This is a genomic window from Paenibacillus vini (assembly GCF_018403325.1).
Classification (GTDB): domain Bacteria; phylum Bacillota; class Bacilli; order Paenibacillales; family Paenibacillaceae; genus Fontibacillus; species Fontibacillus vini.
Map to the genome: position 1 here is coordinate 166360 of NZ_BOSL01000006.1, position 18090 is coordinate 184449.

An 18090-nucleotide genomic window follows, 5' to 3' on the forward strand; every position below is an offset into this window, starting at 1 on the left:
GATTAGAATGGATGATAAATAATTATTAGGGTGGGTGAAATCCTTGAGTATTGTTTTTAACGACTCAATTAAAGATTTACCATCCGACCAGTTGCATGGACTATTTATGTCGGTCGGCTGGTCAGACGGTAGGGAAACTATTGAAATGCTGAAGTGTTTTAATTTACCGTTTAAAAATTCAACTTTAGTAATCTCTGCATGGAATGATGATAGATTAATTGGTTTTGTAAGAGTACTGAGTGATAAAATTTTCAGATCAATAATTTATGATTTGGCTATTGATCCGGAATTTCAAGACCAAGGAATAGGACGTGAATTAATAAAGCGATGTGTTGAACATTTTCCGGATTCGGAATGGTTGGTTCAAACAACAGAAAAGATCTCTGGTTATTATGAAAAGATAGGATTCAAAAGACAAAATGATGTTTTTTTGAGTATTCCTTCTAAGTGGTTTGAATAACATCGACTAAGGATGAAAAAGAGTAGTTTAAGAGAGAGGCATTAACTAGTTTCCGCCTTATTTCTGAGCAATCTAGTCCCGTAAGCAGAAAACATTGATGATGATGTGGTTGCCGGGACCACTGTGCCTGATTGGTAGGATGCTTAAGTGCGTATTTTTTTATAAGGAAGTGTAAGAAGAGTAATAAATAAACCTGGCTAGATTATTCGAAGAAGGCAGTAACTGCAGATAACACAGTATTCACGCTGCTGGCCTAATTGCCCTTGGTCTCCAAGAGGCATTTCGTAGAAGCGGATTCAGCAGACAACCCTGCGAGACTAAGTGGCGGTGCCACCCGGCCTTAAGGCCTTAAGCCTCTCGGGTTCGTGAATACAAAACGTTATAGGAAATTATCGCTAACAATATATTTTGAAGGGGGTTTCTATGAAGACATTAGACTACATTTCCGCTAATGCTGAAGTTGGAGTTGGTTTAGAACTACGTTTAAGAACAGGTCAGTATGTTTTCTTTTTACCAGGGAAAAGGCATATGAGGGACGAGGCAATCAATGAAGTATTTTATGCGGGAATCGGAGGGCATCTAGAGCCAGGGGAGGACTTATTAGAATGTGGAAAGCGGGAAGCTCAAGAAGAAATTGGGCTGTCAATTGAATATGAAGGCAGTAAAAGTACGGTATATATTGATTCAAATAAAAATATCCGAACGATCGAAGTTGATGATTCGATAAAACCGTTGGCAATATTCGAGATGATTCATCCCGACGGCAGTCCCAAACCGGGGGGAATATACCATATTGTAGTTTTTAAAGCTCTAATTGATATTGAGCCACATAGATTTCAATTCGAAGAGGTTTCTGGATTGATTTTACTCAATAAAGAACAAATGCTAAACGGGAATCGGAGAGCCACTATACAACAGTTATTAGACGAAGGCGCTAAAGTAATAGGCTCTAACATCAGCATGGGAACAGTCATATATCCGATTGGGACAGCAGAAGCGTTGACACTTATTAGGTGAAATAATTTGAATAAATGATCGAAGAAGGCGATAACATCCCATAACACCGTATTCACGCCGTGTTGCTAACGCTCCTTGATTCACCCGAAGTGGAATGCTGGAAGTCGATCAGGCGAATACCCTGAGAGGCTAAGTCTTCGACCCGGAGCTGACGCGCCTTAAGCCTCTTGGGTTCGTGAATACAAGAACGTTAGGAGAAATTAATGCAGTGTTAATAAAATCGAATGATACATGAATGGAGTTTTGAAATGATAATAAGAACTGAAAATGAGCGGGATCTCAAGGAAGTGTTTGACTTAAACTTTCAAGCTTTTGGAAATAGAGAAGATGAATCGAAATTAGTTGAAAGAGTAAGAGAGTCTGAAGGATTTATACCCGAATTATCACTTGTGGCGGAAATGAATAATAAAATTGTTGGTCATTTATTATTAAGTAAAGCAAAAATAGAAGATCAAAATGAAGAACATACTGTAATCGTGTTAGCCCCAATAGCAGTGAAGCCAGATCTACAAAAACAAGGAATTGGAAGTAGTTTGATTAAAGAGGGTATAAAGAGATGTAAGGAATTAGGATACGACCTTATATTATTGATAGGACACCCTAGTTATTATCCACGCTTAGGATTTCAACCTGCAAGAAAATTTGAACTTGAATTGAAACAATTTGAAGTACCTGATGAAGTATTTATGGTTTGTGAAGTTAGGGAAGGGGCACTTCATAAAATCAAAGGAGAGTTGAAATATCCTAAAGCCTTTTTTAGTTGATTCGAAGATGGCATTAGCATCACCTAACATAGTATTCATGCGGCGGGACGGCTGGGACAACCCGCAATACAGTTATTTATTATTCTTTTTTTGGTGGTGAAAAAGATATGAACCGAATTATATTTTTGATGACCATATTAATACTTCTGTCATCTTGTAGTTCGCAACCTAACCTAAATGAACCTAAATCCCAACATACTGATTTATCATATCCTGAAGCAGAGAAGAGAGGTTATGTTGTTGCTGGACCATCAGGAGTAGCGAATGTTGACTTGTTAGAAAACTTCTTTCAAGATTACCAGAACAAAAAAACTAACAAAGTAACAATTGCTCGTTACACTGATGAAGGGGATCCGATTTATGTGGATCTTGTTTATGATGGGAAGAAGATATTGTTTACTTACGACAATACCTGGGATGCATTTGGTGGAGGACAGAGAATTAGGAAAACAAGTTGTACTAACTTAGGGAAAAGAACTGGTTCTCGGGGGGACCAGTATGGAACGGAATACTTTTTAACTTCATGCAAAGATGATATTGGATTCAGTGATGAAGATAATAAGGAATATTACATACTATTTATAGAAGAAGTCAAGAAATAATGTAGTGTATACATTTCAAAGAAGGCGGTAACATCATCTAACACTGTGTTCACGTATCGGGCCGGCTTCGCCGTCCCTCGGTCGCCAGATGGATTCAGAGGAACTGATTCTGGCGACACATCCGCACCAGCCAACCGCATCGCGGCCAGTCACTTCGTTCCTTTAGGGTGGTGGGACGTCGTGAACACGGAACCGTTATGCAATACCCCTGAAATACTGATTGAGAAGAGCGAATCAAATTAATGAAGGGAGAGTTTGTAGTGGAATTTGTTTTTCCAGTATTAATTGGACTAGCCTTTCTTTTTACACTTGTAAGAATTGAAATTAATACTAAGAAAAAACTAGATAACGATGAACGAATAATTGAGCGGCTTGATTTGATCATAAATGAGTTTAGAAAAACAAAAAACTCTGAAGATAATTGAGATAAGTTGGAAGTTTTTTGTGAATATAGGTCTAGATTCTTTTGGTTTTTTTCTTCCTGAACGAATGCCAATAAGACAAAGAAAATAATGCTATGATGTATGGTTTCGAAGAGGTCATCGGCATCGCATAACACCGTATTCACTCTAGAGGTCTATCGCCCTTTGGTTGCCAGTTGTCTAATCGTGGAAGAAGCTCAAACAACAAACGCCCCAGCCTAAGATATATCTAAGGCTGGGGCGTTTCGTGAATACAACAACGTTATACGCAAACCTAGCAAGAACAAGTTAAAGACAGAACCGGAACAACCGGAACAACCGGAACAACTCTTTGAGCAGTTTGAAGGTGTTTCACTGAATGAAAAGGGCAAGGCAACTCGTTTGTCTTTTTTGTCTTATTCCATGTATTAACTTTCGTATATGGTAGCTATGTCATGTATTCTACGCTTCACTTCTGTGCGGATATGTAACGGCTCTAAACACTCGCATTTATCCCCAAAACTGAAAAGAATATTGTAGTAGTATTCGTTCTCTATGAAAGGAAAACTAACAATGTAATGCTCAGCACCGTCTGGTGAAAAGTGTTCATAAGTGCAATAATCAAGTACCCTGTCCATGACAGATTTATGAATACGAATTTTGATTTTTGTTTGCATAGTTGCCAAAATTTCAGTGAAATCTAACTGCGGTTTTTGATAATCTCGTGGCGTAAACGATTCCTCTTGTATTTGTAGGTTTGATGTGCGGGATAGCCTGAATAAGCGAAAATCATTTCTTTTATGGCAATACCCTTGCCAATACCAATGACTACTTTTCAATACAAGCTGATACGGCTCGGCTGTTCGTGCGGTTTGATTTCCGTAGCGGTCTGCATATTCAAACGAAAGTAGCTTGCTTTCCTGTAAAGCTGTTTTGATAATTTCTAAATACGGTTGTATGTTCCTGTTGCCCATCCACAGACTTAAATCTATATATATTTGATTTGCTTTTAATTCAATGTCTTTCGCTCTGTCGGCGGGGATAAAACTCTTGACTTTCGCAAGGGCGTTTACCAGTTCATCACCCCGGATCATGTTGGAAAGACTGGAAAGTCCCATCAAGATAGCGGAAAGGTCGGCAGTCGAAAAAACCTTTCTATCCATCTTGTATTTTTGCATGATTTCAAAGCCGCCGCCCACTCCCGATGTTGAACGAACAGGAATACCCGCCATGTTGATAGTGTCTATGTCGCGGTAGATTGTGCGGGGTGAAACTTCAAACATATCTGCTAACTCCTGTGCGCCTATACGCTTTTTATCTAGGAGTATCATAATAATGCTAACAAGCCTGTCAACTTTCATCTGATAGCCGCCTTCCAAAGTCTCTTGTTGGCATTATGAATTGTTGCCATACTGTTGTCAACAATTGCAAAGTACAATAAAAAAAGAAAACAAATCAACTATCAGGAGGAAACACACTATGCAGAATAAAGCCTTAGTAATAATCGATATTCAAAATGACATAACTAAGAATTACAAGGATGTTATTGGCAATATCAATAAAGCTATTGATTGGGCAGTCAATAATAATATTCATGTTATTTATATAAGGCATGAAAATTTATCAGCCGGCACAAGGACTTTTAAACCCAATACATATGGGTCTGAATTAGCTTCAGACTTGAAAATAGTATCAAAAAATGTTTTTACAAAATTCAAAGGAAACGCATTAAGCTGTGAAGAATTTACAGACTATATTAGTGAAAATGAAATATGTGATTTCTACATAGCAGGAGCAGATGCTGTTGCTTGTGTTAAATCAACCTGTTACAACTTACGCAAAGCAAATTATGGCGTTACTGTGCTATCAGATAGCGTTACTAGTTATGATAAAAGGAAAATTGACGAAATGCTACGTTATTATGAAAGTAAGGGTAGTAAAATTATTTGTTTGAATGACCTATTAATTTAAGCTCTTTCCATATTAATTGCATAGCGCGGCGGGCGGTTTATCGCCCGCCGCTTTCTCATTTATCGGTGGTCAATGTCGTGCGACCTGCGTGGTTGCTGTTCGCACTGTTCCTGTCGTATGATACTGTAAACGCTTTTAGCCTGCATATTGTCTTGTCAGGCTACAATCTATTGTTTGGGGAAAATATCCAGACGCTGCGACAACGTTTTTTTTTCTGCTAAGGACCTAGTAGCCGCAAAGAAATAATAAAAAAATTTAAATTACTTTGGAGGTAAGTGGAGATGGAGAGCAAAAAAATTGATAGCAAAGAATTCCCGATATTGGAATTTGATGAAACACGTGTTGCAATAATAGAGGCAACTAATTTTATCCAACCAAAAGAAGAATTTGAATACTGTGTAATAACTTTTTTTAGAGATGTAATTGAAAAAATGAAAACGGAGGAAAAGTTGAAAGAAGTTGCGTGTTTACATTGCGAGACGGTAGATTTGCCAATATATGAAGCATATTATCAAGGAAAAAAAGTACATATTACTTTGGGGTATTTAGGAGCTGCAGGTTCAGCAGGATTCTTAGAAGAACTGATAGCCTATGGTTTTCAGAAATTTATAGTTTGTGGTGGTGCAGGTGTATTAAAAAAAGACATTGCTGTTGGGCATGTAATAGTACCAGTTTCTGCAGTGAGAGATGAAGGTGTCTCATACCATTACATTAAGCCATCAAGAGAAATTGAATGTAATCTAGACGTATTAAAAATCATAGAGGACGATTTTAATATACATAATATTAGGTATATAAAGGCAAAAACTTGGACGACCGATTCATTTTATAGAGAGACTAAAGAAAAGGTTGAGTTACGGAAAGCAGAAGGGTGTGTAACTGTAGAAATGGAAGCAGCAGCATTTATGGCTGTTTCACAATTTAGAAATGTAAAATTAGGTATTATCTTGTATGGCGGTGATGATTTAAGTGGTGTCGAATGGGACAGTCGAAGTTGGAATAGCAGATCAGAAATAAGAGAAAACCTTGTAGAAATATCATTACGTATATGTTGTTCTTTATAATGAAACCACCCGATAGCAAAGGAATGATTATATGATCCATGATGAAGAAATTAAAGAACCAATTAGAATTATAGTAGGGGCATCTAGAATAATGAATTAGGTTTTGTGCCACTCATTGTAGATGCAGTAAAGGAATAGTACGAGTAGTTGGAACAATGATGAACCAATAGAAAAACTAAATTCAAACAGTTATATGATTCTAAAACAATTAGAATATGTAAGGAATTGGTGAGCGACTAATCATAGTAGCCTGTGACATCATATAACGCCTTATTCACGCTTTAGAGCTACCGCCCCTTGGTTGTCAGATGTATAATCATGAAAGCAGCTCAGACAACAAACGACCCAGCCCAAGATAAGAGCTATCTAAGGCTGGGTCATTTCGTGAATACAAGAACGTTTTGCGAAACTTCCGAAGAGCTGATGTGAAAGCATTCTAAAAGGAGCATTTATATAAATATTATTCAGATTAGTTTGGGAGCTAAACTAAAGAGCAGGAGAACACAATTATCGTGAATAGTATGATCATCAACGAAGTTTTAGGGGGCTACTGCATGTTAAAATTATTCAAGTATAACTGGAAAATTCGCAGAGATTGGTTTGATTGGTGTGAAACTGTGAGTGAGGAAGAATTGCTAAAAAAACGCACCGGCGGTATTGGATACATCCTTCCCACGCTATATCATGTTGTGGCAGTCGAGTATGGATGGATATGCGGTGGAATACAAGGAAAAGCGATTGATATCCCTCCATTCAAGGAAGTGGCCAGCTTACAGCAGGTAAAAGATTTTTCCGCCCGTTGTCACAAGGAACTTGCTCCATTTGTGTATGATTGGGATGACAGCTTGGAAGACTGCATAATGATAGATATCACGGATGAAGGGGAGAGAGAGCCCCATAAATACGGTGAAGTTATGCGGCATGTGATAGCACACGAGATTCACCACAGCGGCCAATTATCTATATGGTCACGAGAGATTGGAAAGAAACCGGTTAATGCAAATTTGATTGGCAGAGGGTTATTCGATATTTAACGTAAAGTAAGGGAGCCTACAATGATTGAGCCAACTATCGAATCAATTAATTTTCTATTTCAGAAACATAAAATTAATGATCAGATTGTAAGTTTTCAAAGACTATCAGGAACAACCTCAGGATTAGTTTTAAGATTAGAATCAAAGAATGAATATAAATATATCTTAAAGTTTGATAATCCAAGCCAAATTGGATTAGTTGAACAACTGCTTCATACCTATGAGCACTCAGTATTATTGCCAAAAGTCCTTTTTTCAGCCGAAGACAGTTCGTATTTTGTTTATACATTTCTTGATGGAACAACTCATATTAATCGTGGTCCAAAGAGTAGTTGGTTGAAAATATTGATAATGGAATTACTCAATAAATACGTGGAACATAAAGAAACAAGTACATGGGGAAGGATAGAATACCCACGAAAGACATGGAACGAATTTAATGAAATAAGTATTGATGAAGCAAGGATGAATCTGAGGAATGTATTATCAACAGAAGACTATAATTACGTTAAATTAAAAGCTAGCAAACTATTTTTTGATGATTCAAAGCAAGGAAACAAATATTTGCTACACGGTGATACTGGAGTTCATAACTTCGTCTATAATAATGAAACATTAATTGGTGTGATTGATCCATCACTAATGGTGGGACCCATCGTATATGATTTTCTATATGCATTTTGTTCTTCGCCGGACGATATTAATTCTGACACATTGTTTGCCGCAGCGGATTTACTTGAACATGGAAATATTGAAAGAACGAGATTGATTGAGGAAACTTTGATCCAGCTTTATTGTCGAATAGGGCTTAGTGTGCGTCATCATCCGAATGATTTAAAGGAATATATACAGGCATGGGAATATTGGAAACAATTATGTATAGATGTTGGTACGTCGTGAACACGGAGACGTTAGCTGAGAAAGGGAGAAAGGAGTAAGATCATGAAAACCATATATGAATCTAAAGTCTATAAAGGGACTAAGCAATCATCAATATATGCTGATATTTATTACCCTGGAACTCAAACTCCAGTAATCTATGATTTGAGTTATAGAGGACGAAAAAGGACACTGAACTGAAGTCAGTGTCCTTTTAGTTGATTCTTTATTATTGTGAATGAGTAGATGAGTTCTATGTAATGGTCGATGTGGCTTTTTCAGTAAAAACCTGTACTTGATTTCGACCAGCTCTTTTGGCAGCATAAAGTGCTTCATCAGCTTTTCGAAGAAGTTGATAGATTGTTTCCTCCATAGCTCCTGTCGTTTCAGATACTCCAAAACTGGAGGTAACCTGTACAACTTGTTCATTATTAACTAGAGGCTTTTGTTCGATGCAAAATCTTAGATGATTAGCGAAATTCTCCCCTTCTACTAGGGTATAACCAGTTAAAGCGAGTACAAATTCTTCACCGCCATATCTAGCAAATAGCATATGTTCTCTCAGCTCAGCCTTACATATTTGAGCCACATGTACTAGTACTTGATCTCCGATTTGATGTCCATAAGTGTCATTCACTTGTTTGAAATAATCAATATCAAATAGAATAATCGTAAAGGATGCTTTTGCTGTCATTAAACTTTGCTCACTTTGTTGAAAAAAGGCACGACGATTGAATAATTGTGTTAGCTCATCATAATAGGCTTGGTGCTCTAACTTTTGTTGTAAAGTATGTAGCGCAGTTATATCCGTAAATATAATTAGAAAGCCAGAGTTACTATTTGATTGCTGAAGTTTCGAAATACGTAGTTGATAAACAAAACTAGCTTGATGAATCGTAGTATTCAATTTATCTGATATCGTATCTAGTTGAACAGGAAATGGTTGACCCGTTAGCATATACCAAACTTGATCAAAAGGTTTCCCTATCATGGATTGATCCAATTTACTAAACATATCTTTACATGCTTGATTATCTTCGATTAATTGATAGCTACCATTAAGTACAAAAACACCATCACTCATATTATTAAAAATGGTATCCTTCGCAATTGGCATAATGGATAACATTCGAGAAGAAGTAATAGACCAGAGGTACAAAGCAGAAGAGAACCATAAAACCATGGGTACAGGATCGATACCATCGGGTGTCACTCCAATGAATAATAAAAATGCAGTCACTATTGGAAGCAATTGACCACAGATGAGGGCCAATAATTGAGGTTTATATACACTAACCGTTTCCTTCCAGCGTGAACACAACAATAATAACGCAGCTAACATACAGCAACAAATGTAAATATTATGTACAGCAAACCATGTTCCACGTTCAATCTCACTAAATGGAACTCCAAGCACCGAATGTATATCATATACTCTATAGTAAAAATGATGGTATTTATTTGTTACATTGATTATTAAAGTTAGAAGAGGAAATGCAAGTAAAGCGATGGTTCTTTTTCTCTCTAATTTGTAACCTAAATACTGCATGACAAACAATAACCCTAACGGAGGGAAAAATGGCAACCCTAAATACTGTACAATATTCCAAAATCTAAGCTGTTCTAATGATGTGGATGTTAAGCTAAAGGCATAACCCAAGCAATAAATCAAGGAAGTTAATGTATACCACATGAACAATTTCGATATATTCGTATAATAATGTCTCTTCCAATATGTATAGGCTAGTATAGACAAGTTCAATACAACCGAAGTGCAAACTAATGTTACATATGCCTCTACTTTCGGTTCCAATAGTGCTACCCTCTTTTCATATCATTTGTCTATATCATATTAACATTTTTATTAAAAAAGTTAATGTATTCCTTGAATTATGTACAGATTTCACCGGGCGCTCGGATGAACGGCCGTTTTTTTTCGCGCTTGCTCTATATCTAGCTTTTTAAATATGCAATAATTATATATATTGAACTACTTGACCCTTTCATCCATTCAATAGTTCATCCTATATAGTTATGATAGCGCATACAAATTTACTAAATACTCGGGTGATCATAGATGATATCAAGCAGGCAACAGCGAATGGTCAAGCATCTGATGGAGAGCGACAAGTACATTCCGCTGCAGCAGATGGCCGATGAATACGGGATCTCTCTGCGGACGGTGCGGGCGGATTTGCTGCAGTTGGAAGAATGGCTACGGGAACGCGGTGTGAGCCTGGTGCGAGACCGCTCCGCCGGCGTTTCTCTGCGGCTTGCGACCGGGCAATCGGAACAGCTGGCTCTCCAGATGGGAGAGCGGCCGGATTACATGGATGCCGAACAGAGGGTCAGCCTGCTTATGAAGCAGCTGCTCCAGGAGACGAGCTTGTCCGTAAAGACGGTCATGGAAGAGCTTAAGGTCAGCAAGAATACACTGTTGCAGGATTTGAACGAAATCAGGGAGCGACTGACCGGCTGGGATTTGACCCTGATCAGAGACCGCGGGCAGCTGCATATCGAAGGCTCGGAGAAGCGGAAGCGAAGGGCCTATTTGCATCTGCTGCGGTCGGAAATTACGGACGACAAGCTGCTCCGATATATTCTAGATCAACGGGGAGCGAATTACTCTCCTATGACGCCGTGGAAGGACTGGTTCGAAGCCGACGATGCGGCGATGCTGTTCGACACGATTCAGCGGCTTGAGGAGAAAATGGGCGTGCAATTTACGGATGCCGGTTACTCCACGCTGATTCTGCATTTGCTGATGGCGATGGAGCGGCTGAGGGGCACGCATTCGATCGAGATGGACCGCGAATCGCTGTCCGAGCTACAGGACCATGAGGCGTATGAACTCGTCAAGACCGAGGTCGTCCCTCGAATTGAGCGGCATTTCCAAGTGAAGCTGCCCGCCACGGAGATCGGGTATATCACGCAGCATATTCTGGGCGCACAGAAGCAGAGCCTTCCGGCAGAGGACCTCGTTATTGCCGATCTCGCCAAGCAGATCATTGTGCGCACCGAGCAAGAGCTCGGTCGGCCGCTGCAAATGATCGACCAGATCGTTCAAGGGCTCGTAATTCATCTGAAGCCGGCGATTTATCGGGCCAAATTCGGACTGCAGTCCAAGAACCCGCTCATGGAACAGCTCGAAGCCCAGTACGGCTCGCTCTTGAATGTGCTGGAGCGGATTGTCAACGAGGTGATGGCTTCTTGGTCCGTCACGTTCGATCGGGACGAAGTCGGCTATATCATGTTCCATATCGGCAGCGGGCTCATTCCGCCGAAGGCTCCGACGCGCAAGCGCGTAGCGATCGTGTGCGGCTCGGGGCTCGGCACCTCCGCGATGCTGAAGCGGCGGGTTGCGGCGATTTTTACGCAGGTAGATATTGTAGGCACTTATTCGTATAAGGAATCGGCGGAGATTACGTTACAGACAGCGGATGCCATCCTAAGCACGATGGAGATCAGCCATGCCCTGCAGGTGCCGTGGATGAAAGTATCGCCGCTGCTGAACCAGGATGATCAAAAGCAGATCACGAGCTTTCTGGGCGTATCGCCTTCGGGCGAATCGGCGGCGGCTGCGGCGGCGGCGCAGGCGGTGAACGATATTTTTCAGGTAGTCGAAAGAAACGCGCATATCCACAACCGGAACCGGCTGCTGGAAGAACTGCTGCATTTGTTCCAAGGCGGCAGCCGATTAGAGGAACTCCGCGAAGAAGATTACGGCCTGACCGCACTGCTGGCCCCGGAATCGATCTCGCTCGGATCGGAGGGTATGCCTTGGGAGAACGCGGTGCGCGAGGGGAACCGGCTGCTTATGCAGCAAGGCGTCACGGACATCAGTTATGGAGAGAAGCTGATTGAGATCATCTCCACCAACAATCATCCGTTCATCATCCGTGCGGGCGTGGCTTTTCCTCACGTATACATGCCGGAGTGCGTGAAGCGCACGGGCTTCAGCATCATGACCTTTCAAGAGGAATTGGCCTTCGGGCCGTCCGGTCAGCCGGTCTGGTTTGTCATCACGCTGGCTGCGGTGGACAAGGAGCGGCATGTTGCCGCGCTCGGCACGCTGCTGGATGCGCTGAACGATGATGCGTTCATGGCGGAACTTAAGAGTTCGCGCGACGGTCGGGAGATTTGGCAGAGACTGCGGGAGAAGGAGGGCTTCGAATGAAAAGAATCATCGTAGCTTGCAACAGCGGGCTCGGCACCAGCCTGATGATTCGGCTGAACGTGGAGGCACTCCTGAAAGAGTGGGGTCTCAAGGCCTGGGTCGAGCATACTGACATTTCGTCGGTCGACACCTTTGATGCCGATCTGATCATCGGCTCCAATTATATTATGGAATCGCTTCAACTGATCAGCAGGGTCGAGATCATCGGCCTGGACGATATTACGGACCGGCAATATTTGAAAGCGAAGCTGCTGGACAGCGAAACGTTCAGACAGTGGCTGGCCGGTTAGGCTTGTTAGAGTCATTGAGCGGATTACGAATATAACTTACAGACAAAAGCGGGGGTTGCCCATGAACGCAACGCAATTGGTCAGCAAGGGTTTGCTTGGGGAGCCTGCCCTGCTGCTCGGGTTAATCGCGTTTCTCGGATTGCTGCTGCAGAAGCAGCCGTTCCAGCGGTTGATCCACGGCACGATCAAGACGATGCTCGGCTACACGCTGCTTCAGATCGGTGCGAACGCCGCCGGCTCGTCTCTATCCAATTTATCGGCGGTGATCCAGAAGGGATTTCAAATCATCGGGATCATTCCGCATAACGAGACGATTACGGCCCTCGCACAGATTAATTACGGCGAGGAGATCGCGCTCATTATGCTGGCTGGGATGATCGTCCACTTGATGATCGCCCGTTTTACGCGGATCAAATATATTTTTCTAACGGGACACCATATGCTGTTCATGGCTTCGCTCCTCGCGGGAGTGCTCGTGTCGATGTCGATGCCGCTATGGAAGGTGGCCATTGCCGGAGGGATCGTCTTGGCTTTGTGCATGTCCTTTGCGCCCATGATCTCTCAGCCATATATTCGGCGGGTAACGGGAAACAATGACTTTGCGGTGGGACATTTCAACAGTATCGGCTATGTGCTGAGCGGGTTCGTCGCTTCCTGGTTCAAAAAGGGACCGGAGCCGCCGGAGTCGAAGGGGCTGCAGAAGCTGCGCTCTTTTTTTCAGGATCATATGGTTGTCATTACGGTGTTTACCTTCGTGCTGTTCCTCTTCTCCGGGTTGTTCATTTCCCCCGGGGGGATCGAAGAGATGTTCTCGGGACGGCATATTCTCGTCGTGTCCTTGATACAGGCGACCTGGTTCGCAGGGGGCTGCTACGTTATCTTGGCAGGGGTGCGCATGCTGTTGTCCGAAATCGTGCCCGCCTTCAAAGGAATTGCCGACCGGGTCGTACCGGGCGCGATTCCTGCGCTGGATTGCCCGGTGCTGTTTAAATTTTCGCCGTTCGCCGCGATGATCGGATTCCTGCTCAGTTTCACCGGTGGCTTGGCGGCGATGGTCGTGCTGCTGCAGGTGCAGTATACCGTCATTATTCCTGGAGTCATCCCGCATTTCTTCGCTGGCGGCGCGGCGGGCGTTATCGCTTATCAAATCGGCGGCCGCAAAGGGCTGATCGTATCCTCCTTGATCCACGGATTCATCATTACGATTCTGCCGGCATTCCTCATTCCGCTGCTGACGAACCTCGGATATTTGCGCGCGACTTTTGCCGACAGCGATTTCTCGGTTATCGGGGTGCTAGTGCATCAGCTGTTCAGCTGGTTTCAATAACGCCGGTACCCGTCCCGGAAAACATATGCTACACCTCAAAAACAATAGTAGTACGAGAGCCTGATCTCATCCTCATCAGAGGGTGAAATCGGGCTGTTTTGTGTGTCTGTTTTATTGCCGTGAGAAGTGGCAGAGACTTGGACTCACAGGTTTGTAAGCGCAACCAATATAATTAAGCCATAAACACGGGGGATATAACAGATGGGAAAGAAAAAATGGATCAGCTCAATCTCCGCTTTAACGATGGCCGCGTTGCTGTTTACGGGCTGCGGATCTTCGGGCGGCAACACGGCTGCACCAGCAGCTAACGGAGGCGGGGATGCCGCTCCGGCGAAGCCGCAAGGCAAGCTGACCGTATACATCGGTTTCCAGGAAGATCACGCGGTCGCGGCGATCAAGAAGTTCACCGAGGACACGGGCATTGAAGCCAGCATGATCCGGATGTCGGCAGGCGAGATCCTCGCCAAGGTCCGGGCGGAGAAGGATAACCCGCAGGCGGACGTCTGGTACGGCGGACCGGCCGACACCTTCGTGCAAGCGACTTCGGAAGGACTGCTTCAGCCGTACAAGTCGCCGGTTGCAGAGAAGATCGATGCGAAGTATAAAGATGCGGACGGCAATTGGACAGGCGTCTATGTCGGCGCGGTCGGCTTTGCTTCCAATAAAGAATTTTTGGCCAAAAAAGGCGTAGAAGCCCCGAAGACATGGGAAGATCTGCTGAACCCGGCGTTTAAAGGCGAAATCGTCATGGCGGACCCGGCTTCCTCCGGAACCGCGTACACCGCAATGTACACGGTGCTGAAAGTAATGGGCAGCGAAGAGAAGGGCTTCGAATACCTCAAGAAGCTGCATCCGCAGGTTCAGCAGTATACGACGAGCGGCGCCGCACCGGGCCGGATGGTCGGTATGGGCGAAGCCGGCGTAGGCATTCTGTTCGCGCACGACATTATCAAGTACCAGGAAGAAGGCTTTAGCAGCCTTGAAATGACGATCCCAGAGGACGGAACAGGCTATGAGACCGGCTCGATCGGCATTATCAAGAACACGAAGAACGAAGAGCTGGCGCAAAAATTTGTAGACTGGGCACTGTCCCCGGCCGCTCAAGAGCTGGGTAAAACCGTAGGCAGCTTCCAGAACCTGACGAACCCGGATGCGGTCGGACCTGAGCAAGCCGTTAATCTGTCTGAAATTAATACGATCGATTACGACGTCGTTGAAGCCGGTAAAGAGCGTCAGCGCCTGATCGACAAATGGAGTGCCGAAGTTAAGAAATAATATCAGTTTGAACTCAGAGAGGAGAGAGCTTGAATGAGCGCCATGTTCAAGAGATTCAAGCGCGAGCCGCTCCTGCCGATTCTCATCGTGTTGGTCATGCTCTGCTTACTCGTTTTTATCGTCTATCCGCTATTCCAAATTGCAAAATCCAGCTTCGTCGGGTCCACCGGCGAAGTTGGCTTACAAGGATATCAGCGGGTGCTGTCCGGGGGCGGATTATTCCACGCCCTGGTCAACTCCCTCGTGCTGGCCGTCCTGACGGCGACGTTGTCCACCGTGATTGCGTATGTTTTTGCATATACGTTCGCTTATGTAAAAGTACCGTTCAAAAAGCTCTTTAACGGCATTGCCATTCTGCCGGTCATTTCACCGCCGTTTGTCATTGCCTTATCCGCCATGCTGCTTCTCGGGAAGCAGGGGCTGATTACGAAAAACTTGCTGGGACTTGAAAATGCGAATATTTACGGGCTGCATGGCCTGGTTCTTGTACAGACGCTTTCTTTTTTCCCGATAGCCTTCCTGACATTGTCCGGACTACTGCGTTCGATTAGCCCCTCGCTGGAGGAGGCCAGTCAGAACATGGGGGCCAGCCGGCTGAAGACGTTCATTAGCGTCACGCTGCCGCTGTCCGTCCCTGGAATCGCTAACGCGTTCCTGCTCGTGTTCGTTCAGTCGCTTGCGGACTTCGGGAACCCGATGACGATCGGCGGGAACTACTCCACCGTAGCCAGAGAGATCTACTTACAGGCCGTCGGAAGCTACAACTTGCAGGCCGGGGCTGCCTTGGCGATGGTGCTGCTGACGGTGACGATCATCGTCTATATTCTGCAAAATTTCTGGGTCGGCAAAAAAAGCTACGTTACTGTCACAGGTAAGCCTACCGGACAACGGAGAATGATCGAGTCCGGGGCGATTAAACATGGACTATTCACATTTTGTATGATCATGTCGTTCGTCGTTATTGCCTTCTATGCCCTTGTACCGATCGGTTCGTTCATCAAGCTGTGGGGCATCAACAACAGCCTGACGCTGGATCATTACAAATATGTTTTCTCTATAGGACAGAAGGCGATCAAGGATACGCTGACGCTCGCCATTGTCGCCACGCCGATTGCAGGATTGCTGGGTATGATTATCGCATTCCTGATTGTCCGCAAACGTTTCTTCGGTAAAAGAGCCTTGGAAGTCATCAGTATGCTCTCGATCGCCGTACCGGGTACGGTCATCGGGATCGGGTACATTCTCGCGTTCAACAAAGCGCCGTTAGCGCTGACCGGAACCGGCATCATTATCGTTGCGGCATTCGTAGTTCGCTCTATGCCGGTGGGCATCCGCTCCGGGGTCGCGGCCCTGCAGCAGATCGATCCGAGCATCGAGGAAGCCGCGACGAATCTCGGCGCCAGTGGAAGCAAAGTGTTCACGAGCGTCGTGCTGCCGCTCATCAAGTCCGCTTTTTTCAGCGGTCTCGTGAACAGCTTCGTTAAAAGCATGACCGCGATGAGCGCCGTCATTTTCCTCATCTCGGCCAAGTACAATCTAATTACCGCGTCGATTCTGGCGCAGGTTGAGGCCGGCCGGATCGGTGTAGCAAGCGCCTACTGTACGATTCTGATTCTGATCATGATCGTGGCGCTCATTCTGTTAAACTTGCTCGTGAGATGGATGGGCGGCAAAGAGCGGTCCGCATAAGCGACCGCGCCCATCCTTAAGGAGGTATGTTAAAATGGCTAAATCCGTCACACTGAAAAATATATCGAAAGCCTTCATGAACGATAGAGGCGAGAAGTCCTACGCCGTCTCCGGGGTGAACCTGGAGATCGGAGAAGGAGAGTTCGTCACCCTCCTCGGTCCGTCCGGTTGCGGGAAAACGACGACGCTGCGCATGATTGCCGGTTTTGAAGACATCACCGAAGGTCACATCTACTTCGGAAATGAGGCGGTGGACCAAATTCCGCCGAACCGCCGGGACTGCACGATGGTGTTCCAATCGTATGCGCTGTTTCCGCATCTGAATGTATTTGACAACATTGCTTACGGTCTCAAAATCAAGAAAATGGGCAAATCCGAAATGATCTCGAAAATTGAATCCGTCTTAGATATAATGAATCTACAGGATTACCGGGATCGGATGCCGAACCAGCTGTCGGGCGGTCAGCAGCAGCGGGTGGCACTGGCCAGAGCGCTCGTCATGGAGCCGGGCGTGCTGCTGTTCGATGAGCCGCTGTCCAACCTCGACGCGAAGCTGCGCCTCGTGATGCGGGATGAAATCCGCCGTATTCAACAGCAGATCGGTATCACCGCCGTGTATGTAACGCATGATCAGAGCGAAGCGATGAGCATGAGCGATAAGGTCATCGTCATGAATAAAGGAAAGATCGAGCAGGTCGGCACGCCGATGGAAATTTATCAGCGTCCGAAGAGTAAGTTCGTGGCTGATTTCATCGGAACCGCCAACTTCCTGGAAGGCACCGTCAAGGGAACGGAAGACGGCCGGCTGCTCGTGGAGACAGCTTCGGGTGTGCTGCGGATTCGCCGTGATGGGTTTAAAGCAGGGGACCGCGTGACGGTGGTAATCCGCCCGGAAGCCGTCACTTTAGCTAAAGGCACAAGCCATCAGGGCATCGTGCAGAAAAGCGTGTTCATGGGCCAGACCCAGGAATACGAGGTTCTGTTCGAGGGCCAGATGTTCCAGATTACCGAGCATAACCCGATTCAGGAGAAGGTGTACTCGGTCGGCTCTTCCGTATCGCTGCAGTTTGCGGAGGACGCCCTTCATGTAATTTAACTTCTGCACACCATCTGAAGAAATGACATCACACCAGAAAGAAG

General features: G+C 44.7%; 17 protein-coding genes. 15 read left to right on the plus strand and 2 right to left on the minus strand.

The window, feature by feature from the left end:
• The first annotated feature begins 43 nt into the window (after positions 1-43).
• From KJS57_RS11360 to KJS57_RS11380, 5 genes are all read left to right on the plus strand, one after another.
• The gene (locus tag KJS57_RS11360; RefSeq protein WP_213654865.1) at positions 44-460 is read left to right on the plus strand and encodes a GNAT family N-acetyltransferase; all 417 of its coding nucleotides are present in this window, start codon (positions 44-46) and stop codon (positions 458-460) included.
• A 423-nt stretch (positions 461-883) separates the two neighbouring features.
• Positions 884-1477 (plus strand): NUDIX domain-containing protein, encoded by a 594-nt coding sequence (locus KJS57_RS11365; protein WP_213654866.1) that lies wholly within the window; start codon positions 884-886, stop codon positions 1475-1477.
• A 248-nt stretch (positions 1478-1725) separates the two neighbouring features.
• On the plus strand, positions 1726-2241 hold the full coding sequence (locus KJS57_RS11370) for a GNAT family N-acetyltransferase (RefSeq protein ID WP_213654867.1): 516 nt from the start codon (positions 1726-1728) through the stop codon (positions 2239-2241).
• A gap of 107 nt (positions 2242-2348) precedes the next feature.
• Complete coding sequence (locus KJS57_RS11375) at positions 2349-2843, plus strand: DUF4362 domain-containing protein (protein ID WP_213654868.1); 495 nt, start codon at positions 2349-2351, stop codon at positions 2841-2843.
• A 260-nt stretch (positions 2844-3103) separates the two neighbouring features.
• On the plus strand, positions 3104-3268 hold the full coding sequence (locus KJS57_RS11380; protein WP_211021160.1) for a hypothetical protein: 165 nt from the start codon (positions 3104-3106) through the stop codon (positions 3266-3268).
• Positions 3269-3672: 404 nt separating this feature from the next.
• Here KJS57_RS11380 and KJS57_RS11385 read toward each other — a convergent pair whose 3' ends face one another.
• A complete protein-coding gene (locus tag KJS57_RS11385; RefSeq protein ID WP_213654869.1) occupies positions 3673-4605 on the minus strand; it encodes a helix-turn-helix transcriptional regulator in 933 nt (310 codons plus the stop codon).
• A gap of 118 nt (positions 4606-4723) precedes the next feature.
• Here KJS57_RS11385 and KJS57_RS11390 point away from each other — a divergent pair, with 118 nt between their 5' ends.
• The 4 genes from KJS57_RS11390 (at position 4724) to KJS57_RS11405 (ending at position 8213) form a co-directional block, all read left to right on the plus strand.
• On the plus strand, positions 4724-5215 hold the full coding sequence (locus KJS57_RS11390; protein ID WP_213654870.1) for a cysteine hydrolase family protein: 492 nt from the start codon (positions 4724-4726) through the stop codon (positions 5213-5215).
• Positions 5216-5496: 281 nt separating this feature from the next.
• Positions 5497-6279, plus strand: coding sequence for a nucleoside phosphorylase (locus KJS57_RS11395; protein WP_213654871.1), 783 nt, complete (start codon positions 5497-5499; stop codon positions 6277-6279).
• A 554-nt stretch (positions 6280-6833) separates the two neighbouring features.
• Complete coding sequence (locus tag KJS57_RS11400; RefSeq protein WP_213654977.1) at positions 6834-7313, plus strand: DinB family protein; 480 nt, start codon at positions 6834-6836, stop codon at positions 7311-7313.
• 21 nt (positions 7314-7334) lie between these two features.
• On the plus strand, positions 7335-8213 hold the full coding sequence (locus KJS57_RS11405; RefSeq protein ID WP_213654872.1) for a phosphotransferase: 879 nt from the start codon (positions 7335-7337) through the stop codon (positions 8211-8213).
• Between the two features lie 232 nt (positions 8214-8445).
• On the opposite strand, the gene KJS57_RS11410 is transcribed toward KJS57_RS11405, so the two are convergent.
• Complete coding sequence (locus tag KJS57_RS11410) at positions 8446-10005, minus strand: histidine kinase N-terminal 7TM domain-containing diguanylate cyclase (RefSeq protein WP_213654873.1); 1560 nt, start codon at positions 10003-10005, stop codon at positions 8446-8448.
• A 288-nt stretch (positions 10006-10293) separates the two neighbouring features.
• On the opposite strand from KJS57_RS11410, the gene KJS57_RS11415 reads away from it, so the two are divergent.
• The 6 genes from KJS57_RS11415 (at position 10294) to KJS57_RS11440 (ending at position 18046) form a co-directional block, all read left to right on the plus strand.
• Positions 10294-12369, plus strand: coding sequence for a BglG family transcription antiterminator (locus KJS57_RS11415; RefSeq protein ID WP_213654874.1), 2076 nt, complete (start codon positions 10294-10296; stop codon positions 12367-12369).
• Positions 12366-12659 (plus strand): PTS sugar transporter subunit IIB, encoded by a 294-nt coding sequence (locus KJS57_RS11420; RefSeq protein ID WP_213654875.1) that lies wholly within the window; start codon positions 12366-12368, stop codon positions 12657-12659. Before KJS57_RS11415 ends, KJS57_RS11420 begins: the two co-directional genes overlap by 4 nt.
• Before the next feature lie 61 nt (positions 12660-12720).
• Positions 12721-13986 carry a PTS ascorbate transporter subunit IIC gene (gene ulaA, locus KJS57_RS11425; RefSeq protein WP_213654876.1) on the plus strand — a complete coding sequence of 422 codons (1266 nt, stop codon included), beginning with the start codon at positions 12721-12723 and terminating at the stop codon, positions 13984-13986.
• Positions 13987-14187: 201 nt separating this feature from the next.
• Positions 14188-15261 carry an ABC transporter substrate-binding protein gene (locus KJS57_RS11430; protein WP_213654877.1) on the plus strand — a complete coding sequence of 358 codons (1074 nt, stop codon included), beginning with the start codon at positions 14188-14190 and terminating at the stop codon, positions 15259-15261.
• Positions 15262-15294: 33 nt separating this feature from the next.
• Complete coding sequence (locus KJS57_RS11435; RefSeq protein ID WP_213654878.1) at positions 15295-16950, plus strand: ABC transporter permease; 1656 nt, start codon at positions 15295-15297, stop codon at positions 16948-16950.
• A 34-nt stretch (positions 16951-16984) separates the two neighbouring features.
• Complete coding sequence (locus tag KJS57_RS11440) at positions 16985-18046, plus strand: ABC transporter ATP-binding protein (RefSeq protein ID WP_213654879.1); 1062 nt, start codon at positions 16985-16987, stop codon at positions 18044-18046.
• Positions 18047-18090 lie beyond the last annotated feature (44 nt).